This is a genomic window from Kibdelosporangium philippinense (assembly GCF_021390435.2).
Lineage (GTDB): Bacteria > Actinomycetota > Actinomycetes > Mycobacteriales > Pseudonocardiaceae > Kibdelosporangium > Kibdelosporangium philippinense.
The window spans coordinates 3,758,866-3,783,428 of record NZ_JAJVCN010000001.1 but is presented as its reverse complement, the minus strand read 5'-3'; the positions used below and the strand labels follow the sequence as shown (position 1 = coordinate 3,783,428).

Here is a 24,563-nt window from a genome sequence, read left to right as displayed (position 1 = left end):
AGGTTCTCGTGGAGCACTTGCCGGTGGTGGTTGTGGGGGCTGGGCCTGCTGGTTTGGCTGCGGCGGCGCATCTTGCCGAGCGCGGGTTGGAATCGTTGGTACTGGAAGCAGGGCCGGTCGCGGGCGCCGCCGTGGCTCAGTGGCGTCACGTTCGGTTGTTCTCGTCCTGGTCAGAGTTGGTCGACCCGGCGGCTGCCCGGCTGTTGGAGTCCACTGGCTGGCAGCGTCCGGATCCGGAGCGCTATCCGACGGGTCGGGAGTGGGCGGAGTTGTACCTGCAGCCGTTGGCCAAGGCCTTGGGCGACCGGGTGCGGTTCGACACCCTCGTCACCGGTGTTGCGCGGCGGGGTCGTGACCGGGTGGTGGATGCGGGCCGGGATACCGAGCCGTTGACCGTGCACGCGGGCGACGAGCGGATCTCCGCTCGCGCGGTGATCGATGCGTCGGGGACGTGGTCGACGCCGAATCCGTTGGGTGGCGATGGTCTGCCTGCGGTGGGCGAGGCCGCGGCGGCGGAGCGGATCACGTATCGAGTGCCGGATCTGTCCGATGTGGATGTCCGCGCGCGGTATGCGGGCAAGCGGATCGCTGTCGCGGGCAGCGGGCATTCGGCGCTCACCGCACTGGTGACATTGGGTCAGCTGGCGGAGCAGGAGCCGGAAACGAAGGTTGTGTGGTTGTTGCGACGTGGTGCGGTGGGGAACGTGTTCGGCGGCGGGGATGCGGATCAGCTTCCGGCGCGTGGTGCCTTGGGGCAGCTGGCCCAAGCGCAGGCTCGCGCTGGCTATGTCGAGACGGTGACGGGCTTCCGGACGGACAAGGTGGAGCAGTCAGCGGCTGGCCTGGTGTTGACCTCGCAGGACGGGCATCGGCTTGATCCAGTGGACGAAGTCGTTGTCCTGACTGGATTCCGACCGGACTTGTCGTGGCTTTCAGAGTTGCGGCTGGAGTTGGACGCGACGTTGCAGGCGCCTGTCGCGCTGGCGCCGTTGATCGACCCGAACGTGCATTCGTGCGGCACGGTGTACCCGCACGGTGTCAAGGAGCTCAGCCATCCGGAGCCGAATGTGTTCCTGGTTGGGATGAAGAGCTATGGCCGGGCGCCGACCTTCCTTGCGATGACTGGCTACGAGCAGGTACGCAGCGTTGTCGCGGCGATCGCGGGTGATCAGGCTTCGGCGGAGCGCGTGGAGTTGGTGCTACCAGAGACCGGTGTGTGTGGCGGGGCTGGCGTGTTCGACCAGCCTGCCGGGAACGCTCGCGGCGGTTGCTGTGGCCCGGTTGGCGCGCAACCGATCACTTTGTCGGTTGGCGCTGCGGGCTAGAACTCGCTGTATCGGCTCTGCTATTGGGATACAGCACTCGTACCAGTCCGATCGCGACGCCCGTTCCGACGAATTGGGCGAGCATGAAGACAGGCACCGAGGACGGGGCGATGCCGGCGAAGGTGTCGCTGAAGATCCGGCCGATGCTGATCGCGGGGTTGGCGAAGCTGGTCGAACTGGTGAAGAAGTACGCCGCGCCGATGTACGCGCCGACCGCGGCCGGCGCTCGATCGGCGCGGCCCGTGCGGACCAGCGAGAAGATCACCAGCAACAGGCCAACGGTGGCGACGACCTCGGAAACACCGTGCGCGAACGTGGCGCGTTCGGTGGTACTGATGCTGACGGGGTCGGTGGAGAACAGTACGTTGGCCAGCACCGCACCCGCGATGCACCCGACGATCTGCGCTGGGACGTAGGCCGCGAAGCGGCGCCAGGATGAGCCGCCGAGCACGGCGTCGACCAAGGTCACGACGGGGTTGAAGTGTGCACCGCTGACCGGGCCGAAGATCAGGATCAACGCGTACAGCCCGGCTGCGGTGGCGGCGGCGTTTTCCAGCAGTTGCAGGCCGACATCGTTGGGGGACAGGCGTTGCGCGGCGATACCTGACCCGATCACGACCGCGGTGAGCAGCGTGCTGCCCAGCAACTCGGCAAGGACCGGGCGGGCCAGCGGCTCAGTGGAGCGCGGGGACATTCAGCTCCTCGAGCAGGGTGCGGACACGGCGTTCGATCTCGTCGCGCACCGGGCGAACGTCCTCGACGCTCTTGCCCGCTGGGTCGTCGAGTTGCCAGTCGAGGTAGCGCTTGCCGGGGAAGACCGGGCAGGCGTCGCCGCAGCCCATCGTGATCACGACGTCCGCGGCTTGCACGATCTCCTGTGTCCAGGGCTTGGGAAATTCCTTGGAGATGTCGATCCCGCGTTCGGTCATCGCCGCGATCGCCGATGGGTTGATCTCGTAGCCAGGTTCGGAACCGCCCGACCAGGCGACTGCGCCGTCGCCGGCCAGGTGTTGGAAGAGGCCGAGGGCCATCTGGCTGCGTCCGGCGTTGTGCACGCACAGGAACAGCACGATCGGTTTGCCGTCCTGGATGTGTCCTTCCACTTTGGCCAGTGCTTGCAGGCGTTGCCGGGCGAACCGTTCGGCCAGCAGGGGCAGGAAGTTGGGGATGGTGCTGCGCGAGGCGAACTGGTCGTAGCTGGAGTGCAGGAACAGTTCGATGGTCTCCGCACCGAACACGCCGTTGAACTGTTCGCGCAGTCGGCTGGCGGCGGTGCGCAGGGCGAGGCGTTGATCGATGCTCAGGTCATGGGTCTCAGTCATCGTCGTCTCCCAAGGGGTGTACTGCGGGTGCGAGCCGCTCGACGCGCTCGGCAAGGTCGTGGAAGGCGCGTTCGAAGGCCTCGCCGGTGCCAGGCTTGGCAGGATCAGGGACCGACCAATGCAGCCGTTGCCCGTCGGTGAGTTCTTCGTGTGCGTTGTCGCAGACCGCTACCACCAGGTCGTCCGGGCGGAGCACGTCGTTGACGTGCGCGGTGCGAGCCCTGGCCAGCGACAACCCGTGGTCGCGTGCCGTCGCCACCGTCAGCGGGTGTATTCGGCTGGTGGGGGCGGTCCCGGCGGAAGCCGCGGGGACGTGACTACGTCGTGTCCACAACGCTGCGGCGAGTTGCGAACGCGCGGAGTTGTGCGTGCAGACGAACACCACTCGTGACGCTTCTCGAGCGCCGGTGGGTGCCAGGTCATGAAGAACACGAAGCCGTAGATACGTCCGACGGTGATCGCCCTCGGACCGGGATCGTTCCACGGCGCCGGCCTGTTCCAGTGTTTTCACGTGATGGGCCAGCAGATTGCTCGGCAGCCCCAGTGCTTGTCCCAGCTCGCTTGGCGATGCGTCGCCCAGCGCGAGCAGGTCCACAATCGCCAGCCGAGCCGGTTCGCCGAGCGCTGCGTGCAGCCGCGCTCGCTCTACTAGCCCCGGAGACCACTCAATGTTCATTGACTCAATGATAATTGAGTAAGTTTGCCCGAGTCAAGGATCTGTGGCGCCGATGTACCGAGCAGTACCTGCGGACTAGTCGATGCGTGCGGCTTCGATGATGCCTGCGATGGCGCGGCCGATGCGTTCGGCTGCGGTCGTCCGGCTCGGGCGCCACCGGCCACTGCAACTGGGCGAGCTTGTCGCGATAGCGGGCCTCACGGCGCAGCACGTCCAGGCCACGGCGCCTGGCCACGGTGAACAACCACGCGTCCGGACGCTCGGGAACACCCCCGATGACGATCGGGTCGCCACCATCACTGAGTCGCACAGTGGTCGCGGTCTGTGCACTGGCGAGCTTGCGGTTGTGCGTGATCTTGTCGGCGTATTGGGTCAGCCAGTCCTGTACCTTGGCGAATCCGGCCTCGCGCTCGGCCTGATCCATCGCTTCCCAGGCTTTCTCCCACTGTTCGGGTCTCGCAGAACATCAGCACGTACTTCATGCTCGAACACCTCCTTACCCAGAAGACGAACACCGGTACGCCGGATCTGACACCTGCGCTGAGAAAATTCGGTCAGGTGGCTACTGGCAGGTCGGCGAGGCGCCATTCGAGCATGCCGTCGGCCAACCGTACGGCCGGTCGGCCTGCGGCGGTGAGCAGGCGGACCGCGTTGTAGGCGAACACGCAGTACGCGCCGCGGCAGTACGCGACGATCTCCTGATCGGCTGGGATCTCGGCGAGCCGGTCGGCCAGTTCCTCGACCGGGATGGAGATCGCGCCGGGGATGTGCCCGGCCTGGTATTCCTCGTGCGGGCGGACGTCGAGCACGACCACCTCGCCCGATTCGGCGCGGCGCAGCAGTTCGGTTCGGGTCACCTGCTCGGTGTCCTGGCCGAGGTAGGCGGTGCGGGCCGCTTCGACGTCCGGCAGGTGATCGTGGGCGACCGTACGGACGAGCGCGTACAGGGCAGCGACATCCGCACCGGCGAGGCGGTAGAAGATCTTGGTGCCTTCCCGGCGCGTAGCGACCAGGTTGGCCTGCTTGAGTGTCTGCAGGTGCGATGAGGCCGTGGTCAATCCGAGATCGGCGGCTTTCGCCAGCGCGTCGACCGTGCGTTCGCCCTGTGCGAGGAGATCCAGCAGTTCCAGCCGCTTTCCGCTGGCCAGGGCCTTGCCCACGCGTGCGAACTGGTCGAACAATGCTGTCTTCGCGTCTCGGCTACCCATTACTTCTCCAATCATCTGTGGAATAGTGTAGGACGGGATGCGAGGAGGCTGACCGATGGCTGCCGTTGATCTTGTTCCGCTCGTCGACGAGGGGCTGGGCAATTCCGCGTACCTGGTGGACCTGGGTGATGGGCGGGCGCTGGTGGTCGACGTTAGCGTTGACTTGCGTGCCACGCGGGAGGTCGCGCGGCGGCGAGGACTGAAACTGGCGTTCGCGGCCGACACGCACCTGCACGCCGATTTCCTCTCCGGCGCGCGTCAGCTCGCTTCGACCGAAGGCACCCAGATCCTGGCGTCGGCGGCTGGGCACCGTGAGTTCGCGCATACCGGGCTACGGGACGAGGACGAGGTCGACCTTGGCGGGCTGCGGCTGCGGGTTCTGGCCACGCCGGGGCACACCCATGAACACGTGTCGTTCCTCTTGCTGGACGGCCAGACACCGGTCGGAGTCTTCACTGGTGGGTCGCTGATCGTGGGTGGCGCCGCCCGCACCGATCTTGTTTCCCTGGACCGGACCGAGGAGCTCGCACGTCAGCAATACGCTTCCTTGCAACGACTTTCCATGCTGGCGGACGAGGTCGAGGTGTGGCCGACGCACGGCGCCGGGTCGTTCTGCTCGGCTCCTCCCGGTGCCGATCGCACCAGCACCATCGGGCGGGAGAAGGCCACCAACCCCTTGCTGCGCGCGGACAGTGAGGATGCTTTCGTCGACGCGCTGCTGGGTTCGCTTGGCAGTTTCCCGCCGTACTTCCTGCGGCTGGGTGGAGTGAATCGTCAAGGCCCGGACGTGTTCGAAGACCCTGCGTTGCGTGCGTTGGACGTCGCTGCGGCGCGCGCGCTGCTGGCTGAGGGCGCGCGCATGGTCGACGTCCGCCCGGTGCCGGAGTTCGCCGCCGCGCACGTGCCCGGCGCGATCTCCATCCCGCTGCGGCCCGTGTTCGCCTCCTGGCTGGGGTGGCTCGCTCCGCACGACCGCCCGTTGATCGTTCTGCGTGGGGCTGGTCAAGATCCGGCCGAGGTGGCGTGGCAGGCGGCCAAGATCGGCTACTCCAACCTCGCGGGGGAGGTGGCTGGTGGGCTGGATGCGTGGATTGCCGCCGGACACCCCATGGCCAGCACGCGTCTTGTGCACGCGGAGGAGATGAACGGCGAGCAGGTGCTGGATATCCGGCAGACAGCGGAATTCGCCGGTGGCCACCTTCCCGGTGCCGTCCACATCGAACTCGGCGAGGTCGCCGACCGTGCCGAGGAGTTGACGCGCGAGCCCACGGTGGTGATGTGCGGGCACGGCGAGCGCGCCATGGGCGCGGCCAGCCTGCTCGAACAGGCCGGACATCGCGACCTCGCGGTGCTTGAAGGCGGTCCTGACGACTGGGCGCGCGTGACCGGTCGTTCCCTGGAAACCGGCGTATGACCACATTGGGGCTGCGGGCGAATCTTGCCCAGTTCAGTCTTCTGGTCGCGGTCAACGCGCTCGTCGGCGGAGTGCTTGGGCAGGAACGCAACGTCCTGCCGCTGCTGGCGGAGCAGACGTTCCAGCTGACCGCCTATACCGGGCTGTTGACCTACGTGCTCGCGTTCGGCATCACCAAGGCTGCGACCAACTACTTCGCCGGTACTTGGTCGGACCGCTACGGCCGCAAACCCGTGCTGCTGGTGGGCTGGCTGGTCGCGATCCCGGTGCCATTGATGCTGATCTGGGCGCCGAACTGGGGCTGGATCGTCGCCGCCAACGTGCTGCTCGGCATCAACCAGGGACTGACCTGGTCCACGACTGTCATCATGAAGATCGACCTCGCCGGACCGGACCGCCGCGGCCTCGCGATGGGCCTCAACGAAGCCGCCGGGTACGCCGCCGTCGCGATCACTGCCGCGGCCACGGGCTATCTCGCCGCCCGCTACGGCCTGCGGCCAGCGCCGTTCCTCCTTGGCGCCGCCTATGTCGCGCTCGGTCTCGGGCTGACCGTGTTCTTCGTGCGTGAGACGCGCGAGCATGCACGACTCGAAGCCCGCGGCCATGCCACTGGCGCTGACATGACCAATCGCGAGATCGTTGGTTACACCAGCTTGCGCGAACCCGCGTTGTCCGCGGCCAGCCAGGCCGGAATGGTCAACAACCTCAACGATGGCCTGGCGATGGGTCTGTTCCCCATCCTGTTCGTCACAGCCGGACTGTCCATTACGGACATGGGCATCCTCACCGCGCTGTACCCGGCAGTGTGGGGGCTCGGGCAACTCGTGACTGGACCGCTATCCGACCGGTGGGGGCGCAAACACCTGATCACCACGGGCATGCTCACTCAGGGCGCCGCTCTCGCGTTGATCGCTCTTGCCGACACGTTCGGTCTTTGGGCGATCGCGACTGTGCTGCTCGGCGCGGGCACTGCCATGGTCTATCCGACGCTGCTCGCCGTGATCGGCGACGTCGCCCACCCGTCCTGGCGCGCCCGCGCGGTCGGGGTATACCGGCTATGGCGTGATGGCGGTTTCGCTGTCGGCGCCATTGTTTCCGGCGTCGTCGCTGATCTGTGGGGCTTGCGCGCCGCAGTGTGGGGTGTCGCCGCCATCACCGCGGCCTCCGGTCTTGTCGTGGCTGTCCGCATGTACGAAACCCATCCGAAGGGCGCATCGTGACCGTCCCCAGTGGACCGATCTACCTCGACGACAACGCCACGACTCCGGTCGATCCCGCTGTCACTGAAGCGATGCTGCCGTATCTCACGGGCGAGTTCGGCAATCCGTCCAGCGATCACCACTACGGCGCCGGCCCGCGAGCCGCTTTACAGCGCGCTCGCGAACAGATCGTCGCGCTGATACAGGCGTCTGATGGACAGGTTGTGTTCACCGGCTCTGGCTCGGAAGCCGACAACCTCGCCATCCGCGGCACGGTCTTGGCCGCCGCAACCGATCGACCGCACGTGATCACGCAGCAGACCGAGCATCCCGCGGTGCTGGAGACGTGCCGAGCCCTGCAACGCTGGCACGGCACAGAAATGACTTACCTGCCTGTCAGCGACGACGGGGTTGTCGATCCGGCGGCGCTGGCCGCCGCGTTCACCGAACGCACTGTGTTGGTATCGATCATGGCCGCCAACAACGAAACCGGTGCTCTGCAACCGATCCCCGAACTTGCCCGCATCACCCACCAGCACGGCGCGGTGTTCCATTGCGACGCCGCACAAGCGGCCGGGAAGATCCCGCTCGATGTGACCGCGCTCGGCGTGGACCTGCTCACTCTGGTCGGGCACAAAATGTACGCCCCCAAAGGCATCGGCGCGCTCTACATGCGACCCGGTGTGAGGCTCGAACCGTTGGTGTACGGCGGTGGGCAGGAACATGGACTACGAGCAGGAACTGAAAACGTCGCCCTCACCGTCGCGCTGGGCGCCGCGGCCGAACTTGCCGCCGCAGAAGACCATTACCGTCTCCAACGCCTACGTGACCGTCTGCACGACCAACTCGCCGCACGGCTACCCAACCGGGTGTTGCTCAATGGACCCGTGGAAGCCCGGCTGCCGAACACGCTCAACATCAGCATCCGCGGCGTGACCGGCCACGATCTGCTCGCTGCGACACCAGGCATCGCGGCATCGACCGGTTCCGCTTGTCACACCGGCAACTACGAGCCCTCACCAGTGTTGACGGCAATGGGCTTGTCAGTCCCACGGAGCCTGTCCGCGGTTCGACTCTCGCTCGGGCGTTGGAGTACTGCGGAGGACGTCGACCGTGCCACACACCTGATCACGACCTCCCTCACACAGGAAGCAGGTATTGATGACTGAGCCGCGACAGCGACCAGGCTTGTCCACCCGGTGCGTGCACGCCGGAGACGTCCGCGACCCGCAAGGAGCCATCCAACCACCGCTCTACGGGCACTCCACGTTCGCCTTCGACTCCACCGCCGACCTGCTCGACGTCGTGGAAGGTCGCCGCGAAGGCAACCTCTACACCCGCTACGGCCTCAATCCGACCATCCGTTCCCTGGAACGCAAACTCGCCGACCTCGAGGACGCCGAGGCCGCGCTGGCGTTCGGCTCCGGTATGGCCGCTGAGGCCGCGATCTTCTTGTCCCACATCAAGACCGGCGAGCACATCGTGTGTCTTGGCGATGTCCACGGTGGCACTTTCGAACTACTCGGGGAGAACCTGCCCCGGCTCGGCATCGAGACGACCTTCCTGACCGCCGGTGCGGTCGACCGGTTGCCTGACGTCCCCAGCGATCGCACCAGGATCGTGTTCTTCGAAACCCCGACCAATCCCAATCTGGACGTCTTCGACATCACCGCGATCACCGCCATGGCTCACAAAAACCGGTGCATTGGTCGTGGTGGACAACACCTTCGCCACCCCGGTCAACCAGAACTCACTGCGGTGCTGAAAGCCTTGTCACGCAACCCATCACCACCACCCATCACGGCTTGGACCCTGCCGATCGCGCTTGCCGCGGCATCGCCGACAGCATGGTCCGCGTGTCCGTCGGGCTGGAAGACGCCGAGGACCTGATCGCAGACTTGGCGCAGGCGCTCAACGTCTAGGCGCCGGAACCTAGCCACGCGGGGCATACATGATCACCGCGACCCCGATCAGGCAGATCGCGGCGCCGATGTAGTCCCAGCGGTCGGGCTGGAACTTGTCCACGATCATGCCCCACGCCAGCGAACCGGCCACGAACACGCCACCGTAAGCGGCCAGGATCCGGCCGAAATGCGCGTCCGGCTGTAGCGTGGCGACGAATCCGTACACACCGAGTGCGATGACCCCTGCGGCGATCCACAGTAGACCGCGATGTTCGCGAACCCCTTGCCACACCAGCCAGGCACCACCGATTTCGGCGAGTGCGGCGAGGGCGAACAGAACGAGGGAACGAGCCAGGGTCATGATCGTGACGATAGCCCGGCCGGGTTGCTCGGACGGTGGGAGGCACAAGCACATCCATCGCCCGAGCACGTGCGTCGGCGTCTGGCCCACCACCAGGCCAGCGCCGAGGCAGCCGCCAGTGCGATCGCGAGGCCGAACACAAGTCGGCCCAGACTCGCGGCTGCTGCCCCGCCGAGAACTCCTACGGCAACGAGAAAGACCGGCAGGACGCAGCACGCGGCGCAGGCCGCGCCTGCCAGCCACCCCAGCTTGCTAGCAGCACGACTCACTGGCGGTCCTTTCGTCGGCGATGTCGGAGAACGGAATTGGGCAGGAAGTAGTGCGTGAGCATGCGATCAGGTCATCGCAACCGGCTGCGAGCGCCGTGCGCAGCGTGTCGCGGATGATGATGAGGTCGGTGATCTTGGCTTCCACGTCGGCGAGTTTCGTGGTCGCCCGTGCTTGCAGCCCGGTATCGGTCCGTCGCCCATGCCGGTGCCGTCCTGCGTCCAAGAGGTCTGCGACTTCGTCGAGTGTGAAGCCGAGGCGCTGCGCGGCTTTGATGACACGGAGCACCGTTACCGCCTCCGGCGGGTAGAGCCGGTGCCCGCCCAGTGTGCGTTCTGGTTCGGCCAGCAGGCCGCGGCGCTCGTAGTAGCGCAGTGTCTGCGGGCTCACACCCGCTGCCTCAGCGAGCTGTCCGCTGCGCAGGCCAGTCACGTTGTGGCTTCCGTGCGAGTCTGCAGTGCGTCAAGGACCTCGACGTAGGTTTCGGGAACCGCTATTTCCAGTTGGAGCTGGCCATTTGTGGTCGTGAGGCTGAACGTGAAGAAGGAACAGCATTCTGTTTCGCGCAGCACGAGAGCTGCTGTCCGCATCGCGACCTGTTCGGTCGCGTCCAGATCCAGTCTGAGCTCGGTCGGCGCCCGGCGATGCGCGGCACGTACCGACGTGGTGAACAGCTCGTCGAACTCGGCTTCACGCAGGGGGCGTTCGGCGGCCGGCAACGTGCATGCCTGTGCTGGTGTGTCCATAATCCCGACGGTAAACCCGTACCCAGGTACCAGATGCAAGTCTCAGGATGCTGGACGGCGCGACGCGTGATCGTTTCGCTGGCAGAGTTCCGGGCCATGGTGACCTGGTCGACGGTGCTCATGGGATGCGGCGCCGGCCTGGTGATCGCGATGGTGACGTCGCCAGTCGGCGTATCGGGCGCGGTGTTCCTGCTGCCCGTGCAGCTCAGTGTTCTTGGCGTGCCGAATCCCGCGGTGACGCCCACCAACCTGCTGTACAACGTGGTCGCTGGGCCGGGAGCGCTGTATCGGTATTGGCGTGCGGGGCAGCTGCACGGTTCCTTGACCCGTGTGTTGATTTGGGGGACCTTGCCCGGTGTTGTACTCGGCGCCGTCATCAGGGTGTTCGCGATACCAGGACCTGAGGTGTTCCGGGTGATCGTCGCCGCGGTGCTCTTGCCTCTGGGCTTGTGGCTGTGTGTTCGCACTTTCTGGGTGGCCAAGATCCAGCCTGCGCGAGGGCTCTCTGTTCGTTCGATCAGGGCGCTGGCGTTCGTGGTGGGAACCGTCGGCGGCATCTACGGGATCGGCGGCGGCTCGTTGCTCGGTCCGATTCTGGTCGGCCGGGGGATGCCGGTGGCCAAGGTCGCTCCCGCCGCCTTGGCAACCACCTTCGTCACGTCCTTCGCGGGAGTTCTCGCCTACAGCGTCATGTCGCTGACCGCGACGGGCGAGATTGCTCCGAACTGGATGGTGGGTCTGTCGTGTGGCATCGGCGGCCTCGTCGGAGGTTACTTCGGCGCGCGACTGCAGCCACGGATGCCGGAAAGGGCCTTGCGTCTGGTGCTGGGAATGCTGGCGGTCGCCCTGGCCGTGATGTATATCCTCTAACATATGGTGATATGTGCATGTGATTGCGCGGAGGGGGAGTCATGCCACGTGATGGGCGGCCGGTTTTCGATCATCTGATGCACTGGGTGCCGGAGCTTTACACTGCCGGGCTGCGCATCGGCCGTGACCACGTGTCGTCCGCGGTGAACACGCTCGCGATGGCCTACGCGGGGCTGCGCTGCCTGTGTTGCTGTACTCGTATCTGTCTGGCGCAGGACTCGGAACGATCCTTGGATCGCAGTCGATCGCGCAGGAAATCGTCCGCACCTTGGTTGGCAGCATCGGTCTCGTCGCGTGTGTACCCGTGACGACGTTGGCTGCCGCTTTGGTCACCAGCCGCGAACCCGTCGCCGCGAAGCACCTCAGCGGCTGATCTCACTTGGTCACCGGGGTTTGCGGGCACGTAGACGTTCGACCGCGCCGCCTTTGATTCGATTCTGCTGTTCCAGCACCAACCCTTGCTCCGTGACAACCTCTAGGGGACGGCGTAGCAACTGCTCGCCGTTCCCCGAGGCAAACCGGTTGAGTGTCCACTGCAGACAATGGAACAGTCAGCGCAGTGGCGCGACGGTCGGCCGGACGTGATCCAGTAGCAGTAAGGTGCCGCCTGGTCGCGCATGGGCGAACCACTGGTCGCCGCCTATGACCCGGAGCCGCCTCGGCGAGCTCGCGGCAGGCGCTCTGCCTTACGGACCTACAGGTCATTGGTCGTCGCCGTACCGTTGCTGATGGCAGTTACAGCTGTCACGGTTGTCGACTCGGTAGAACCGTCGGTGGAGGCCTCGCGGCCCGTTGACCTGCCGGTGTCGCCGGGAGAGAGCGAGCCATCGGCCGCGTTGTCCAATCCCGGCGGTCCGACCGTCGAGGCTGACGGTGCGCCCACGCCGCGGCAACTCGACGTCCCATCCGCTCAACTGCCGACAGGTGGTCCGTTCCCGCTCAACGGCGCCAAGACGTTCCGGGTCGTGCCCGGAACTTCCGATCAGGTCGGCACGGGCAAAGTGCACAGCTACACGGTCGAGGTCGAGGACGCCATCGAGTTCACCGATGGGGAACGAGCGTTCGCGGGCGTCGTCCAGGCCACCTTGTCGCACCCCAAGAGCTGGATCGGGTCCGGTGCGGTCGCGCTGCGCCGGGTCGAGACCGGGACGCCGGACCTGCGGGTGACTCTTGCGTCGCAGGCCACCGCCCGGCGGCTGTGCGGTTTCGCGATTCCTTACGACACGTCATGCTTCCTGCGGGCGAAACCTGGGCACGTCGTGCTGAGTGCTGCCCGGTGGGAGCGTGGTGCGCACGCGTTCCACGGTGATATCGGTCAGTACCGCCGCTACGTGATCAACCATGAGGTCGGTCACTACTTCAACAACGGTCACAAGCCGTGCGCTGCCGATGGCGGGATGGCGCCGTTGATGATGCAGCAGACCCTCACCACGTCCAACGATGAGCTCGCCAAGCTGGTCTCCGGCATCCAGAACGACATCGCGGTCCCGCGTGACGGCAAGGTGTGCAAACCCAACGAGTGGGCGTTCCCGTCGGCGTAGCCTTCCCCTCACGTATCAACGGATGTTAGATTGTCTACGTGACTGAGGAGCGTGCCGACTCGTGTGACCTGTTGTGCCTGGATCTGCCGCATGCGGAGGAGATCAGGGCCGGTTTGCCGCCGTTGCGGGAGGTGGAACCGGCGGCGCTCAGGGCGAAGGCACTGGGTGACCCGACGAGGCTGACCATCGCGACGGCGTTGTTGTCGGGTGACGAGTTGTGCGTGTGCGATATGGCCTGGGTTGTCGGGCAGGCGCAGAACCTCGTGTCACATCACTTGCGGCAGCTGAAGTACGCCGGGCTGGTGACGTCCCGGCGGGACGGCAAGCTCGTGATGTACGCGCTGTCCGTGCAAGGCAAAGCGCTGGTGTCGGCGATTCTGGGCGACACGGTCACAGAGGGAGGGCGTCATGTCTGACGCGTGCTGCGGTTCGCAGGAGGAATCCGAGCACCAGCACGGCGACGAGGCACAGCGGTTATGGCAGGTGCGTGAGTTACAGCTCGCCGCCCTCGCCGCGGTGTTGCTGGCCGTCGGTTGGATCGTCGGTGGGCCGGTCGGGACCGGCTTGGAGTTGGCGTCGGCGGTGGCTGGTGCGGCGACGTTCGTGCCCGGCGCGGTGCGTAGTGTGCTGAAGGGCCGGGTCGGGGTCGGTACGTTGATGACGATCGCCGCGATCGGGGCTGTCGCGTTAGGACAGTACTTCGAAGCGGCGATGCTGGGTGTGTTGTTCTCGATCGCTGAAGGCCTTGAGCATTACGCGATCGCTCGGACACGGCGTGGGTTGCGGGCGTTGCTTGGATTGGTGCCGCCGACCGCGTCGGTGTTGCGTGACGGCGTCGAGGTGCAGGTCAAACCGGACGATCTGGTGCTTGGTGACCGGATGGTGCTGCGGCCGGGGGAGCGTGCGGCGACTGATGGCGTGATCTCCTCCGGGCACACCAGCCTTGACCTGTCGGCGATCACGGGGGAGTCGGTTCCGGTCGAGGCCGGACCGGGTGCGACCGTGCACGCGGGTGCGATCAACGGCGGCGGTGCGATCGAGGTCCAGGTTGTTGCGTTGGCCTCGGATTCTTCGTTGGCCCGGGTGGTGCACTTGGTCGAGGAGGCCCAGGACCGCAAGGGCGTCGGCCAGCGCCTGGCGGATCGGATCGCCCGGCCGCTGGTTCCGGCGATCATGGTGCTGGCAGTGTTGATCGCGGGTCTCGGAGCCGTGTTCGGCGATCCGATGGTGTGGCTGGAACGCGCGTTGGTCGTTCTGGTGGCGGCCTCTCCCTGTGCGCTCGCGATTTCGATTCCTCTGACGGTGGTGGCCGCGGTCGGCGCGGCGAGCAGGCAAGGCGCGTTGGTCAAAGGTGGCGCCGCGCTGGAGGAGCTCGGCCGGATCGGCGCGGTCGCCCTCGATAAGACCGGAACACTGACTCGCAACCACCCGCGGGTCATGGAAGTCGTTCCCGTGCAAGGAGTTTCACGGGACGAGGTGCTCTCCGCGGCAGCAGCGCTGGAGGCTCGCAGTGAGCATCCGCTGGCCAAGGCGATCCTTGATGCGGTTCCTGGGTATCAGGCAGCCGAGGACGTCACCGCGATTCCCGGGCATGGGTTGACGTCCGCGGCGGGGCTGCGGCTGGGCAAGCCAGGCTGGATCGACCCGGGTGCGCTCGCCGACGATGTCACGCGCCTGCAGACCGCCGGTGCGACTGTGGTTCTGGTCGAGAACGACACTCTGCTGGGTGCGATCGCGGTTCGTGACGACTTGCGTGACGAAGCGCCTCAGGTTGTGAAGTCGTTGCGGGATCTGGGAATTGAACCGGCGATGCTGACCGGGGACAACAACCGGACTGCCACGGCACTGGCCACAAAGGCCGGTATCTCGGTGGTGCACGCTGAGTTGTTGCCCGAGGACAAAGCCTCGTTGGTCGACACCATGCGCAACGGCCGCAAGGTCGCGATGGTCGGCGACGGCGTCAACGACGCTCCCGCGCTGGCGACCGCGGACGTCGGGATCGCCATGGGAGCCATGGGAACCGACGTCGCGATCGAGACCGCCGATGTGGCGCTGATGGGCGAGGATCTACGACACCTGCCGCAAGTGCTCGCGCATGCCAAGCACGCTCGTCGGGTGATGGTGCAGAACGTCGGCCTGTCGCTGGCGATCATCACCGTGCTGATCCCGTTGGCGGCCTTCGGTGTTCTCGGTTTGGCCACCGTGGTGTTCGTCCACGAACTGGCCGAGGTTCTGGTCATTCTCAACGCGATCCGTGCCGCGAAAGGCACGCCGTTGCCAGGTGGCGCGGTCGTGGCCGCTCCTGCGGTGCCGCAGACGATCTCGTTGTCACTGACACCGGCGAAGGCCGATGGCCCCGGCTGCTGCGACAACTGCTGATCTATCGTCATGGTCGGCACGCCGTGCCGACCAGGACGACTATTATCCGGCGTAGCGTCGGGCGCCGATGAAGTGGCCGTCGCCACGCATCGAGCGGACGTCGACCAGTTGCCCTTCGGTGGGCGCGTCGATCATCTTGCCTGGGGCCACGTACATGCCGACGTGGTGGATCTTGTCCGGGTTTCCGGTGCCGTCATCGAAGAACAGCAAGTCACCGGACTGCAGTTCGTTGCTCGACACGGCTCGGCCGAGTTTGTACTGCATCCGGCTGGAGTGCGGCAGTTTGGTCCCGGCGGCGTTGTACGCCCACATCGTCAGGCCCGAGCAGTCGAACTCCCTCGGTCCGACAGCGGCCCATTCGTACTCGGAGCCGCGCTTGGCCAATGCGGCCTGCAATGCGGTGTTGGCCGCGCCGGGCGGGCCGAGATAGCTCCCGGTGTCCTTGACTCCGCCCAGCGCCCTCTTCTCCGACGGGCTGAGACGGTTCAGCGCCTGCTTGACTTCCTTGATCCGGGCGTTGAGTTCTGTCTTGCGCTGCTTGATGTCCGAGGTCAGCTTGGCCGCGGCATCGGTTGCCTCCTGCGCTCGCCGTTGTGCCTCAGCGATCGCGGTTCGGGCGTTGTCGGCCTGGTCGACGGCTGATCGCAGGCCACGCATCGCGTTCGCGTTGTCAGTGGCGATGACGCCGAGCGCGGACATGCGTTCGAGGAAGTCGTCACGGGAGCTGCTGACCAGCAGCGCGGAGACTCCACTGAGGCGTGCACCCCGGTAGGACGCCGAGGTGAACTCGCCCACCTGGCCCTCGAACTGGGTCATCGACGCTTTCGCGTCGTCCTCGGCCTTGGCCGCGGCGGTCAGATCAGCGGTGACCTTGGCCAGTTCGGCCTGTTTGGTCTTGAGGTCCGCCTGCGCTTTCAGCAAATCCTCGTCAACGGTGGCCGCTTGCGCGGAGAGGTCGTTGTACTCCTTCATGGCATCGGATTCGGCAGGCTGAGCGCTGACCGGAGCGGTCGGCAACGCGGCCGTGGTCAGCGATCGTTTCAGGGTGCGGTTGAGTCGATGCGACGCCAAGTCGCTTGTCCTCTTTCAGGTGTCGGACCGCCGGCCCCGAGTGTTTCCGTCCACGGCGGTGTTCCCGGCGCCGTCCGATATGGACGGGCAGCGGTTCCGGGAACGGTGTCATCCTAGGGAACGAACACCGAATTGTCTACTATCGTTCTTAGTACTAAGGTGAGCACACGACAGTCGGCTGCGGGTTGTAGCGGACGGTGTGCGTGGTGCGGCTGAGTTCCTTGCCGCTGAGGTCTCGGATGACCCGGGTGTCGGAGGTGGTGAAGCCCTGCTGTCCGCGTGACGCCTTGCAGGGTCCGCCAGGCGGTTTGGTGACTGTGGGCGGGCTGACGTAGTCGTGCCGGTTTCCGGGGATGGATTCGACGTTGACGTGTTTCGTGCCCCACAGTCGCACCGTGATCGATGTGGGGGTCCAGATGGTCTGGATCGCCACGCCCGTGGGGCTTTCGTTGGTGAACTTGAGGTCGATGACGCTGCTGCCGTCGGGGTTCTGGAACACGGTCGCCTCGCGTGCTCCCGGGTAGCGGCTGATGTAGAAGCTGTGCTCCTTGTGGCCCGCGTCGGTCATTCCGCCGAAGTATCCGGCGTTGAACAGTGTGGTGGCGAACTGGGAGATGCCGCCGCCGACTTCTCTGGCCGGAACGCCGTCCTCGATCACGCCGGCTTGGACGTAGCCCTGCGCGGTGCCGCGTGGGCCGGTGTAGCCGTTGAGGCTGAAGGTCTCGCCCGGTTTGACCACGGCGCCGTTGACCTTGGCGGCGACCACGCGGATGTTGACGCCGGAGTCCTGGGCGAAACCCTTGGTGGTGAACTCGCCGATGATTTCCTTGATACCGAGCCCGTTGATGTCCTGCGCGGTGACTTTGGCCGATGCCGTGGTGTATCCGGCGTCGACGGTCCGGTTGTCCGCCCGGCCGAGTGCTTGGACCAGTGTGGACAGTGTCTTGTCCCAGTCGATCACACGTCCCTCGGTCCCGGGTACGACAGTGGGCTTGTCGGCGTCGAATGTCACGCGTGCGTCCTGGCCGGGTTTCTCGGTCGAGGCGAGTTGATCGGCCAGAGATTGGAGTTTGGCCTTGGTCAGGCTTGGCCGCAGGCCACCTGTGCCATCTGGCTGGAAGGTCAGCGCGGTGGCGATGGATCGTGGGTCGATGGTCACGGACCTGCCGTCACCGTTGACGGTCGCGGGGCCGGAGACTGCCTGTCGGGCGAAGCCGTCGAGCGCGGCACGAACGCCATCCGGGGTGGCTTGTGGTGTCACCGTGACCACTGGCAGCCGGGCGGGCCCGCCGCGTAACGACGCGGCCAGCAGAGCATTCGCCGCGCCCGCGGCGTCGATTTTCTGCCCGGCTTTCGGCTCGATCCCGACGGGTGTCGTTGCGTCGTACCGGATATCGCCTTCCACGACCTCGCGATCGACCTTGGCACGCAGCCCAGCGAGCGACTTGTCGAAAGCATTGACATCGAGGCGGACCACCGCGTCACGGTCGGTGTCGCTGAACAGCGAGACAAGGCGGGTCCAAGGACTGAGCGGTTGCGAACCTGCCTGTACGACGGTCGCGGTCCAATCCACATCGATTCCCGCGCTCGCGGCGGTCAACGAGCCCTTTTGGTCGGCCGCGGCGACGTCTAGTTGTGTGGTCAGTCGCGGTGCCAGCGTGTCCCGGAGCTTCTGCTCGGCATCTGCCTGGCTCAGGCCGCCGATGGACATCCCGGCCACAGATGTCCCACGAGGCACGTCGCCCGCCGTGACAAGGAGATCGAGCCCGTAGAGCAATCCCAGGACACCCAGTGCGGCGGCCGTGATCACCGGCGGGCGGCGCCACCATGGTTCTCCCGCAACGGTTTCGACGCTTTGGTCCTCGACGGGATCCTCGTGCTGGACATCGGCCGCCGAACTGCCCGCATCGTCCGTCGCAGCAGCCACGTGCCCTCCCCGGTCCGCTTCGACACAGCAGCGGCGGCCGAGTCTACTACCGGACATAGTTGATCTTGCTCTGGCGTCCACTGTCGATGCGGATCACCACGAGAGTTCGTGACACCGCCCGGCCGCGGCCGCCGATTCGACCTGCAGCGTCGCGTGATCCAGGTGATGCTTGACGGCGAGCAGGTTCCGTGCCTCGGCCAGCACCGTGTCCGGCTCGGCCTTGGCCGTGATCACCAGGTGCGCGGTGGCGACCTCCATACCGGACGTCAGAGTCCACACGTGCAGATCATGGGCGTCCTGAACGCCGGGGATGGCCTTGAGTTCGGCGATCACCTGCGGCAGGTCGAGTCGCTCCGGTGCGTGCTGGAACAGGATGCGCAGTGCGCCCCGGCCGAGGCTGTACGCCCTGGGCAGCACGAACAGTCCGATCGCCACACCGATCACCGGGTCGGCGTAGCGCCAGCCGAACAACATCGTGATCAGGCCGCTGGCCAGCACGCCGACAGAGCCGAGCATGTCGGCCATGACTTCGAGGTAGGCGCCACGGACGTTGATGCTCTCAGCGGCGCCGTTGCGCAGCAGCAGGAACGCGATCACGTTCATCGCCAGCCCGACGAGAGCGACGATCGTGACGGGCAGGCCCGGCACCTCTGGCGGGGCCGAGATTCGGTCGATGGCCTCGTAGAGTACCCATCCCGCGACCGCGAAGAGCAGGATCGCGTTGAACAGCGCGGCGAACACCTCGCCGCGGTACATGCCGAACGTCCGGTCCGATCGGCGGCTCGCCCGCCGCGCGACCAGGATCGCGGTCACCGCCATGAGAATCCCGAACACGTCGGTGAACACGTGCGCCGAGTCCGACAGCAGAGCCAAGGATGACGTGGACAGGCCGACCACGACCTGCGTCACGAAGGTCACCAGGCCGAGCGCGGCGGCGATCCACAGCCGCTTGATGTGCTTGCTTGAGGCGCTCGTCGCCTGCGCGGGCGAGATGCCGTGCCCGTGGCCCTGTCCCATCATGGTTCCCTTCACTCCGGCCAGCTGATAGAAACATATTGCAATGTGTGCATGAATTTACCCTCAGGGAGGGAAGAGGAGATGGCGGACGTCGGCTGGAGCGGTGGGTTCGGCCTGGTCAGGCCCGCGCGACCACCGCCTCGGAAATCCTCGGCGACCTCGACGGGGACGTCGCCGCCATCGTGTGCACCACCAGCAGTTGCGGGCAGATCACCGGGATAGGTCGTCGGATCAAACAGACCCGGCCTGACTGCCGGATGGTGGCGGTGGACGGCCGAGGATCGACCGCGATCGGCGGCCCGTTGGGCCAGCACCTCCTGGTCGGTCTCGGCTCCGGGTTCACCCCGGGCAACTTCGACCCTGCGGTCATCGACGAAGCCTACTGGTGCGGTGACACCGAAGCGTTCAGTGCGTGCCGCATGCTCGCCAGCAACGAAGGCCTGCTGCTCGGTGCCAACTCAAACCATGGCGCCACTATCCCACCGGCCCAACCACCATCTGACAAATTCGCCCGCTCACGAATCCATAGCCGTACTGCGCCTGCTTGGCCCTGAGTGCTCACCAGGGAAGTGAGCGAACCGACCTGGAACATTCTTCAGGTTGCGAGCTCTGCGCCTCCTTGGGGTTGTTCTCCCTGCTCAAGGTCTGTATCCCGCAGTGCCATCAGCCAGGGATACAGGAAACCCCTCCCCATCGTCACCACGTCAGCGAAAACTCGGTGCACGTCAAAGCGAGCGTATCGGAGTGTGTGGTCTTACCCCCGTGCAGGCGAGATGGCCATAAAGACCCACCGCCGGGCGAATTTGATTATGTATGCGGAAGGACGCGCGATGCGTACCACAGTGTCCACAACTGCACTGGCCCGCGTGTGCTTGTCCCGGCGTGAGTTCGCTCGGCGGCGGGTGTATCAGCGCACGCCGCGCAATGGTTGTCTCTCGCGTTGGATTTGCTGCCAGACAAGCGCGATGACGATGAGCGTCGGCTGGAGTTGCTTGCCGACATGGCGACCTTCTTAGGAGAACAGGCCCACGAGGCCCTGGACGAGGTCGCTGCCAACACATCGCAATCGCCAACTTTTGTTCAAGGAGCTCACGTGGTGGGAAAACTGTCGAAGTCCCGACAGTCGATCTGGCTGAATCGTCAACCACGGCGGCACGCACGTCTGCCCGACAGCCGGCATCGAGCGGATGCTCGCTGAGGTACTGGCCGAGGTCCTGCGTGCCAAGCGCGTGCTCAGTGGACAGCCACTTCTTCGACGACCTCGGTGCCGACTCGATGGTGATGGCCCAATTCTGTGCCAGGGGCGGAAAACAACCGGACCTGCCGTCAGTGTCGATAAAGGACATCTACCAGCACCCGACAATCAGAAGCCTGGCAGCGCCGGCGACAACCGAGGTGGCGACACCGGTCAGCACTCGGCAGTATGTCCACTGCGGAGCATTGCAGGTCCTGCTCCTCTTGGGATATTCCTACCTCACCGCACATGTCCTCGAACTGGGTTTCGAGTGGATCTCCGCCAGCTCGGATGTGGTCGACATCTACCTGCGGCTGGTCCTGTTCGGCGGCGCGTTCTTCCTCGGTATGTGAGAGACACTTCCGGAGATCGACAAACGCGATCATCGCTGCCATATCAAGGCGTATCAAGGCATCCGCGGCGACCGGCAGAGGGATGGCACGGTCGGTGGGATGACCGCACATGCTCATCGCCGTGGTGGCGGACATCCACCATTCCGGCTGGGGGAACGCCGAATTGTCGGCCATCAGCCAGCGCAGGATCGCCCGGATCTGGTCCTCCGCCGCAAGCAGGGCTCGCGCCCAAGAGATTCCGCGTATTCGCGGAGGTAGGCAATCGGCTTTCCAGAGAACGGCAGCAGCCGCTTGCAGCCAGGTTGCGGCCCTCGCAAGCACGCCGCGATCGACGTTCGTTCTGGTGGTCGTGTCAACCGATGAATGCTCAACCAGGCGAAGAGGAGAACTTCATGACAGAGGCAGAATCGCTTGCGCCGCATGTGATGTCTGGCGTTGTGCCCAGTACAGCGGTCGCCCGCACCCGGGCGTCCGGATCCTGCCGCGGTATTTCGAGCAGACGCGTGAGCGGTGCCCGGACGACATCGCCGTGGTGTGTGGATCATCCCATCTCAGCTTCTAACTGCGAAGCTGCATAGAAGTTGGCGGCAACCGCGCCTCGGTCGTTATTGTTTCGTTATCTGATGTGACTCGGCGCGGGCTCGTTCGACCATGTGCGGGTAGTGCAGCTCGAACGCCGGGCGCTCGGAGCGGATCCTGGGCAGCTCGGTGAAGTTGTGCCGTGGTGGCGGGGACGAAGTGGCCCACTCCAAGGAGTTTCCGTAGCCCCACGGGTCGTCCGCGTCGGCGATCTGGCCGTAGCGGTAGCTCTTGAACACGTTCCAGATGAACGGCAGCGTTGACGCGCCGAGAAGGTACGCGCCCACGGTCGAGATCGTATTCAGTGTCGTGAAGCCGTCGCTGGGTAGATAGTCCGCGTACCGGCGCGGCATGCCCTGGGAGCCGAGCCAGTGCTGGACAAGGAATGTGGCGTGGAAGCCGAAGAACGTGGTCCAGAAGTGCAGCTTGCCCAACGACTCGTCCATGTACCTGCCGGTGATCTTCGGGAACCAGAAGTAGATTCCGGCGAACGTGGCGAACACGATCGTGCCGTAGAGCACGTAGTGGAAGTGAGCCACCACGAAGTACGTGTCCGACAGGTTGAAGTCGATGGCCGGTGCCGCGAGCAGAACGCCGGTCAAGCCACCGAACAGGAACGTGACCAGAAACCCGATCGAGAACAACATGGGTGACTCGAACGTGAGCTGTCCCTTCCACATGGTCAGGATCCAGTTGAAGAACTTCACGCCGGTGGGCACCGCGATCAGGAACGTCATGAACGAGAAGAACGGCAGCATGACCGCGCCCGTGGCGTACATGTGGTGCGCCCACACCGCTACCGACAGGGCCGCGATCGCCAGTGTCGCGTAGGCCAAAGCCTTGTAGCCGAACAAGGGTTTGCGGCTGAACACCGGGATGATCTCGGAGATGATCCCGAAGAACGGCAGCGCGACGATATAGACCTCGGGATGGCCGAAGAACCAGAACAGGTGCTGCCAGAGGATCACGCCGCCATAGGCCGGGTCGAAGACGTGCGCGCCAAGATGCCGCTCGGCCAGCAACCCCAGCAGAGCGGCGGTCAGGATCGGGAACGCGATCAGCACGAGGAACGACGTGATCAGGATGTTCCAGGTGAAGACCGGCATTCGGAACATGGTCATACCCGGGCCATGCAAGCACACCACAGTGGTGATCATGTTGACCGCGCCGAGGATCGTTCCGAGCCCGGACACAAGCAGACCGGTGATCCACAGGTCTGCGCCGACTCCGGGTGAGTGCAGCACATTGGACAGTGGGGTGTAGGCGAACCAGCCGAAGTCCGCGGCGCCACCAGGAGTCAGGAACCCGGACACGGTGATCAGGCCGCCGAACAGGTAAAGCCAGTAGGAAAGCGCGTTGAGGCGCGGAAACGCGACGTCCGGCGCGCCGATCTGCAGCGGCAGGATGAAGTTGGCGAAGCCGAACACGATCGGCGTCGCGTACAGCAGCAGCATGATCGTGCCGTGCATGGTGAACAGCTGGTTGTACTGCTCGTTGGACAGGAACTGCTGTCCTGGGGCGGCCAGTTCGGTGCGGATCAGCATCGCCATCGCGCCGCCTGCCATGAAGAAGGCGAACGCGGTGACCATGTACATGATCCCGATCTGCTTGTGATCGGTCGTTCGGAACAGCCTGAGTAGCAGGGATCCCTTCGAAGGTGTGCGCGGCGGTCGCGTGTCCAACGGAACGGGCCGTGCGGTGAACGTCATGATCGAACTCCGTCTGCCGGGAACTCCGCTATCTTCTATCCAAGATAGTAGATAGCGGGTGTATGGGACGGAGCAGGTGTCACGGGGGAACGGGTCAGCGGAAGATCGGGCAGCTCACCAGGGCGATGCTGAGCAGCACCCAGATACCGGTCCAGATCGGCAGCGCCACGGCGGCCGCCGCCGTGAGTCCACAGGCGAGGTTCGTGCGGATCCGCCCTGCCGGAGCGATACCGCCACACAGTCGTGCGAGCCTGAGTTCCACACCGTCGCGGGCCATCGCGAGCGCGTCTGTCGGGGAGCCGTCCCGGCACACGCCGATCAGTGCCGAATGGACGGTGTCGGCACCACAAGCGCGCACCGCAGCCACGTCCGCGGCGAGCTCCACCAGTTCGCGGACCGCGGCGGGCGCCTGGCGGAACAGTCGGACGAACGGAATCGCGACCGCGAGCGCGTCGACCCAGGTGATTAGGAGGTGGTGACGACCGCGGAGGTGTGCGCGCTCGTGTTCCAGTACGGCCGCGACCTCAGCGGACGACAAGTAACGGTTGAGCCCTTCGGTGGCCACGATCGCCGGAACGGGCCCGCCGAGGCTGAACGCCAGTGGACGATCGTGGTCCAGCCACAACGTCCCGCCGTCCACGCGTGCGGCGATCCGCAGCGTGGTCAGGTGTTTCTGACTCGCGCGGCTGCGGCGGCGCACAGTCTGGGCCGCGATCACGGCGAACCGCAGGGCGACGCCGAGGAAAGCCAGGCCTCCGAGCACGCCAACGAACTCCTCGACACGAGGAGTCGCACCGTGCGAGACCGTGATCCAGCACTGGTGGATGAGCGTGAGCAGGTTGCTCGCGGGGCGATGGTCGGGAATCAGCAGAAGGATCACGGCGATCGCGACACCGCTCAGCACGCCGACTATCGAGAGCAACCAAGCCGACAACAGAACCCTGGGGTCGACCATGGTGCGGTGCAACCGGCGCAGGACTCCCGGCAGGAGCAGGCCGACGGCCATGGCTCCGGCCAGCAGCGCGAACGCCGAGATCATCGCTTCCGGCTCTTCCGGGGCAGCGCCTTGCGCAGCAGCTCCGATTCCTGCTCCGACACCGAATGCGCGAAATGGATCAGCGCGGCCTCAGGGTCACCCGAGGCGTCGAGCACGTCCCGTAGCGCCCGCGCGGAGGCCTCGGCGCGAGTGAGACGCGGCACGTAGGCGAACGCCCTACCGTCCCGTTCGCGGTCCAGCCAGTCCTTGCGACGGAGGTTCTCCATCACGGTCATCACCGTGGTGTACGCCAGCTCTTTGCCCGTGTCGAGCTCGTCGAGCACGTCACGCACTTTCACCGGGCCGTCGACCGACCACACGACGTCCATCACCGCCGCTTCCAGCTCGCCAAGCCCGTGCATCGCGCCTCTCATCGACCCCGAGTGTCCCTGAACTACTAATGATGATAGAGCCCGGTGATTGCC

Annotated in this window: 24 protein-coding genes and 3 pseudogenes; 13 read left to right on the top strand and 14 right to left on the bottom strand. The window is 65.6% G+C overall.

The window, feature by feature from the left end; all coding sequences use genetic code 11:
• The first annotated feature begins 8 nt into the window (after positions 1 to 8).
• Positions 9 to 1,325 carry an FAD-dependent oxidoreductase gene (locus LWC34_RS17485; RefSeq protein WP_233726098.1) on the top strand — a complete coding sequence of 439 codons (1,317 nt, stop codon included), beginning with the start codon at positions 9 to 11 and terminating at the stop codon, positions 1,323 to 1,325.
• Here LWC34_RS17485 and LWC34_RS17480 read toward each other — a convergent pair.
• From LWC34_RS17480 to LWC34_RS17460, 5 genes are all read right to left on the bottom strand, one after another.
• A complete protein-coding gene (locus LWC34_RS17480) occupies positions 1,297 to 2,019 on the bottom strand; it encodes an MIP/aquaporin family protein (protein WP_233726097.1) in 723 nt (240 codons plus the stop codon). The two genes, LWC34_RS17485 and LWC34_RS17480, sit on opposite strands and share 29 nt — an antisense overlap.
• A complete protein-coding gene (locus LWC34_RS17475) occupies positions 2,000 to 2,647 on the bottom strand; it encodes an arsenate reductase ArsC (protein ID WP_233726096.1) in 648 nt (215 codons plus the stop codon). Before LWC34_RS17475 ends, LWC34_RS17480 begins: the two co-directional genes overlap by 20 nt.
• Positions 2,640 to 3,323 carry an arsenate reductase/protein-tyrosine-phosphatase family protein gene (locus tag LWC34_RS17470; RefSeq protein ID WP_233726095.1) on the bottom strand — a complete coding sequence of 228 codons (684 nt, stop codon included), beginning with the start codon at positions 3,321 to 3,323 and terminating at the stop codon, positions 2,640 to 2,642. Before LWC34_RS17470 ends, LWC34_RS17475 begins: the two co-directional genes overlap by 8 nt.
• Positions 3,324 to 3,327: 4 nt before the next feature.
• A complete protein-coding gene (locus LWC34_RS17465; protein ID WP_233726094.1) occupies positions 3,328 to 3,747 on the bottom strand; it encodes an RNA polymerase sigma factor in 420 nt (139 codons plus the stop codon).
• Between the two features lie 130 nt (positions 3,748 to 3,877).
• Complete coding sequence (locus LWC34_RS17460; RefSeq protein WP_233726464.1) at positions 3,878 to 4,531, bottom strand: ArsR/SmtB family transcription factor; 654 nt, start codon at positions 4,529 to 4,531, stop codon at positions 3,878 to 3,880.
• A gap of 55 nt (positions 4,532 to 4,586) precedes the next feature.
• Here LWC34_RS17460 and LWC34_RS17455 point away from each other — a divergent pair, with 55 nt between their 5' ends.
• The 5 genes and pseudogenes from LWC34_RS17455 to LWC34_RS58095 all read left to right on the top strand — a co-directional run bounded on the left by LWC34_RS17455 (position 4,587) and on the right by LWC34_RS58095 (position 9,066).
• On the top strand, positions 4,587 to 5,945 hold the full coding sequence (locus tag LWC34_RS17455) for an MBL fold metallo-hydrolase (RefSeq protein WP_233726093.1): 1,359 nt from the start codon (positions 4,587 to 4,589) through the stop codon (positions 5,943 to 5,945).
• Entirely contained in the window at positions 5,942 to 7,165 is a 1,224-nt protein-coding gene (locus LWC34_RS17450) for an MFS transporter (RefSeq protein WP_233726092.1), read from the top strand. Before LWC34_RS17455 ends, LWC34_RS17450 begins: the two co-directional genes overlap by 4 nt.
• A complete protein-coding gene (locus LWC34_RS17445; protein ID WP_233726091.1) occupies positions 7,162 to 8,313 on the top strand; it encodes a cysteine desulfurase family protein in 1,152 nt (383 codons plus the stop codon). The genes LWC34_RS17450 and LWC34_RS17445 overlap by 4 nt, the downstream gene beginning before the upstream one ends.
• Positions 8,306 to 8,788, top strand: a pseudogene (locus tag LWC34_RS17440) (PLP-dependent transferase); the annotation flags it as partial. The gene LWC34_RS17445 and the pseudogene LWC34_RS17440, both read left to right, overlap by 8 nt.
• A gap of 56 nt (positions 8,789 to 8,844) precedes the next feature.
• Positions 8,845 to 9,066, top strand: a complete 222-nt coding sequence (locus tag LWC34_RS58095) for a PLP-dependent transferase (RefSeq protein ID WP_233726090.1) — start codon at positions 8,845 to 8,847, stop codon at positions 9,064 to 9,066.
• Between the two features lie 10 nt (positions 9,067 to 9,076).
• Here LWC34_RS58095 and LWC34_RS17430 read toward each other — a convergent pair whose 3' ends face one another.
• The 3 genes from LWC34_RS17430 to LWC34_RS17420 form a co-directional block, all read right to left on the bottom strand.
• On the bottom strand, positions 9,077 to 9,409 hold the full coding sequence (locus tag LWC34_RS17430; RefSeq protein ID WP_235728835.1) for a YnfA family protein: 333 nt from the start codon (positions 9,407 to 9,409) through the stop codon (positions 9,077 to 9,079).
• A gap of 252 nt (positions 9,410 to 9,661) precedes the next feature.
• Positions 9,662 to 10,108 (bottom strand): MerR family transcriptional regulator, encoded by a 447-nt coding sequence (locus LWC34_RS17425; RefSeq protein ID WP_233726089.1) that lies wholly within the window; start codon positions 10,106 to 10,108, stop codon positions 9,662 to 9,664.
• Positions 10,105 to 10,422 (bottom strand): hypothetical protein, encoded by a 318-nt coding sequence (locus LWC34_RS17420; RefSeq protein ID WP_233726088.1) that lies wholly within the window; start codon positions 10,420 to 10,422, stop codon positions 10,105 to 10,107. Before LWC34_RS17420 ends, LWC34_RS17425 begins: the two co-directional genes overlap by 4 nt.
• A gap of 66 nt (positions 10,423 to 10,488) precedes the next feature.
• Here LWC34_RS17420 and LWC34_RS17415 point away from each other — a divergent pair, with 66 nt between their 5' ends.
• From LWC34_RS17415 to LWC34_RS17395, 5 genes and pseudogenes are all read left to right on the top strand, one after another.
• Positions 10,489 to 11,292, top strand: coding sequence for a sulfite exporter TauE/SafE family protein (locus LWC34_RS17415; protein WP_233726087.1), 804 nt, complete (start codon positions 10,489 to 10,491; stop codon positions 11,290 to 11,292).
• A 92-nt stretch (positions 11,293 to 11,384) separates the two neighbouring features.
• Positions 11,385 to 11,665 (top strand): annotated as a pseudogene (locus LWC34_RS17410) (YibE/F family protein); the annotation flags it as partial.
• A gap of 244 nt (positions 11,666 to 11,909) precedes the next feature.
• Complete coding sequence (locus LWC34_RS17405; protein ID WP_233726086.1) at positions 11,910 to 12,833, top strand: DUF3152 domain-containing protein; 924 nt, start codon at positions 11,910 to 11,912, stop codon at positions 12,831 to 12,833.
• A 38-nt stretch (positions 12,834 to 12,871) separates the two neighbouring features.
• Entirely contained in the window at positions 12,872 to 13,249 is a 378-nt protein-coding gene (locus LWC34_RS17400; protein WP_233726085.1) for an ArsR/SmtB family transcription factor, read from the top strand.
• Entirely contained in the window at positions 13,242 to 15,212 is a 1,971-nt protein-coding gene (locus LWC34_RS17395; protein WP_233726084.1) for a heavy metal translocating P-type ATPase, read from the top strand. Before LWC34_RS17400 ends, LWC34_RS17395 begins: the two co-directional genes overlap by 8 nt.
• A 42-nt stretch (positions 15,213 to 15,254) precedes the next feature.
• Here LWC34_RS17395 and LWC34_RS17390 read toward each other — a convergent pair whose 3' ends face one another.
• The 3 genes from LWC34_RS17390 to LWC34_RS17380 all read right to left on the bottom strand — a co-directional run bounded on the left by LWC34_RS17390 (position 15,255) and on the right by LWC34_RS17380 (position 19,227).
• Entirely contained in the window at positions 15,255 to 16,283 is a 1,029-nt protein-coding gene (locus LWC34_RS17390) for an NlpC/P60 family protein (protein WP_233726083.1), read from the bottom strand.
• Positions 16,284 to 16,437: 154 nt separating this feature from the next.
• The gene (locus tag LWC34_RS17385) at positions 16,438 to 18,210 is read right to left on the bottom strand and encodes a VanW family protein (protein ID WP_233726082.1); all 1,773 of its coding nucleotides are present in this window, start codon (positions 18,208 to 18,210) and stop codon (positions 16,438 to 16,440) included.
• A 93-nt stretch (positions 18,211 to 18,303) separates the two neighbouring features.
• On the bottom strand, positions 18,304 to 19,227 hold the full coding sequence (locus LWC34_RS17380) for a cation diffusion facilitator family transporter (protein WP_233726081.1): 924 nt from the start codon (positions 19,225 to 19,227) through the stop codon (positions 18,304 to 18,306).
• 47 nt (positions 19,228 to 19,274) lie between these two features.
• Between LWC34_RS17380 and LWC34_RS17375 the strand changes: the two genes are divergently transcribed.
• Together LWC34_RS17375 and LWC34_RS17370 are read left to right on the top strand one after the other, a co-directional pair.
• Complete coding sequence (locus LWC34_RS17375) at positions 19,275 to 19,781, top strand: pyridoxal-phosphate dependent enzyme (RefSeq protein ID WP_233726080.1); 507 nt, start codon at positions 19,275 to 19,277, stop codon at positions 19,779 to 19,781.
• Positions 19,782 to 20,445: 664 nt separating this feature from the next.
• A complete protein-coding gene (locus tag LWC34_RS17370; protein ID WP_233726079.1) occupies positions 20,446 to 20,814 on the top strand; it encodes a phosphopantetheine-binding protein in 369 nt (122 codons plus the stop codon).
• A gap of 623 nt (positions 20,815 to 21,437) precedes the next feature.
• Here the strand turns inward: LWC34_RS17370 and ctaD are convergent.
• The 3 genes and pseudogenes from ctaD to LWC34_RS17355 form a co-directional block, all read right to left on the bottom strand.
• Positions 21,438 to 23,102: pseudogene (gene ctaD, locus LWC34_RS17365) on the bottom strand (aa3-type cytochrome oxidase subunit I); the annotation flags it as partial.
• Between the two features lie 94 nt (positions 23,103 to 23,196).
• The gene (locus LWC34_RS17360) at positions 23,197 to 24,141 is read right to left on the bottom strand and encodes a M56 family metallopeptidase (RefSeq protein WP_233726078.1); all 945 of its coding nucleotides are present in this window, start codon (positions 24,139 to 24,141) and stop codon (positions 23,197 to 23,199) included.
• Positions 24,138 to 24,500: a BlaI/MecI/CopY family transcriptional regulator gene (locus tag LWC34_RS17355; protein WP_233726462.1), complete on the bottom strand. Its 363-nt coding sequence runs from the start codon at positions 24,498 to 24,500 to the stop codon at positions 24,138 to 24,140. Before LWC34_RS17355 ends, LWC34_RS17360 begins: the two co-directional genes overlap by 4 nt.
• Positions 24,501 to 24,563: the final 63 nt, after the last annotated feature.

Bases quoted from the DNA above. Each gene is read 5' to 3' on its own strand.
- LWC34_RS17380 (WP_233726081.1), bottom strand. From the start codon at position 19,227: ATGGGACAGGGCCACGGGCACGGCATCTCGCCCGCGCAGGCGACGAGC.
- LWC34_RS17395 (WP_233726084.1), top strand. From the start codon at position 13,242: ATGTCTGACGCGTGCTGCGGTTCGCAGGAGGAATCCGAGCACCAGCAC.
- LWC34_RS17405 (WP_233726086.1), top strand. From the start codon at position 11,910: ATGGGCGAACCACTGGTCGCCGCCTATGACCCGGAGCCGCCTCGGCGA.
- LWC34_RS17355 (WP_233726462.1), bottom strand. From the start codon at position 24,500: ATGCACGGGCTTGGCGAGCTGGAAGCGGCGGTGATGGACGTCGTGTGG.
- LWC34_RS17475 (WP_233726096.1), bottom strand. From the start codon at position 2,647: ATGACTGAGACCCATGACCTGAGCATCGATCAACGCCTCGCCCTGCGC.
- LWC34_RS17430 (WP_235728835.1), bottom strand. From the start codon at position 9,409: ATGACCCTGGCTCGTTCCCTCGTTCTGTTCGCCCTCGCCGCACTCGCC.
- LWC34_RS17460 (WP_233726464.1), bottom strand. From the start codon at position 4,531: ATGGGTAGCCGAGACGCGAAGACAGCATTGTTCGACCAGTTCGCACGC.
- LWC34_RS17470 (WP_233726095.1), bottom strand. From the start codon at position 3,323: ATGAACATTGAGTGGTCTCCGGGGCTAGTAGAGCGAGCGCGGCTGCAC.
- LWC34_RS17360 (WP_233726078.1), bottom strand. From the start codon at position 24,141: ATGATCTCGGCGTTCGCGCTGCTGGCCGGAGCCATGGCCGTCGGCCTG.
- LWC34_RS17465 (WP_233726094.1), bottom strand. From the start codon at position 3,747: ATGGATCAGGCCGAGCGCGAGGCCGGATTCGCCAAGGTACAGGACTGG.
- LWC34_RS17480 (WP_233726097.1), bottom strand. From the start codon at position 2,019: ATGTCCCCGCGCTCCACTGAGCCGCTGGCCCGCCCGGTCCTTGCCGAG.
- LWC34_RS17450 (WP_233726092.1), top strand. From the start codon at position 5,942: ATGACCACATTGGGGCTGCGGGCGAATCTTGCCCAGTTCAGTCTTCTG.
- LWC34_RS17455 (WP_233726093.1), top strand. From the start codon at position 4,587: ATGGCTGCCGTTGATCTTGTTCCGCTCGTCGACGAGGGGCTGGGCAAT.
- LWC34_RS17420 (WP_233726088.1), bottom strand. From the start codon at position 10,422: ATGGACACACCAGCACAGGCATGCACGTTGCCGGCCGCCGAACGCCCC.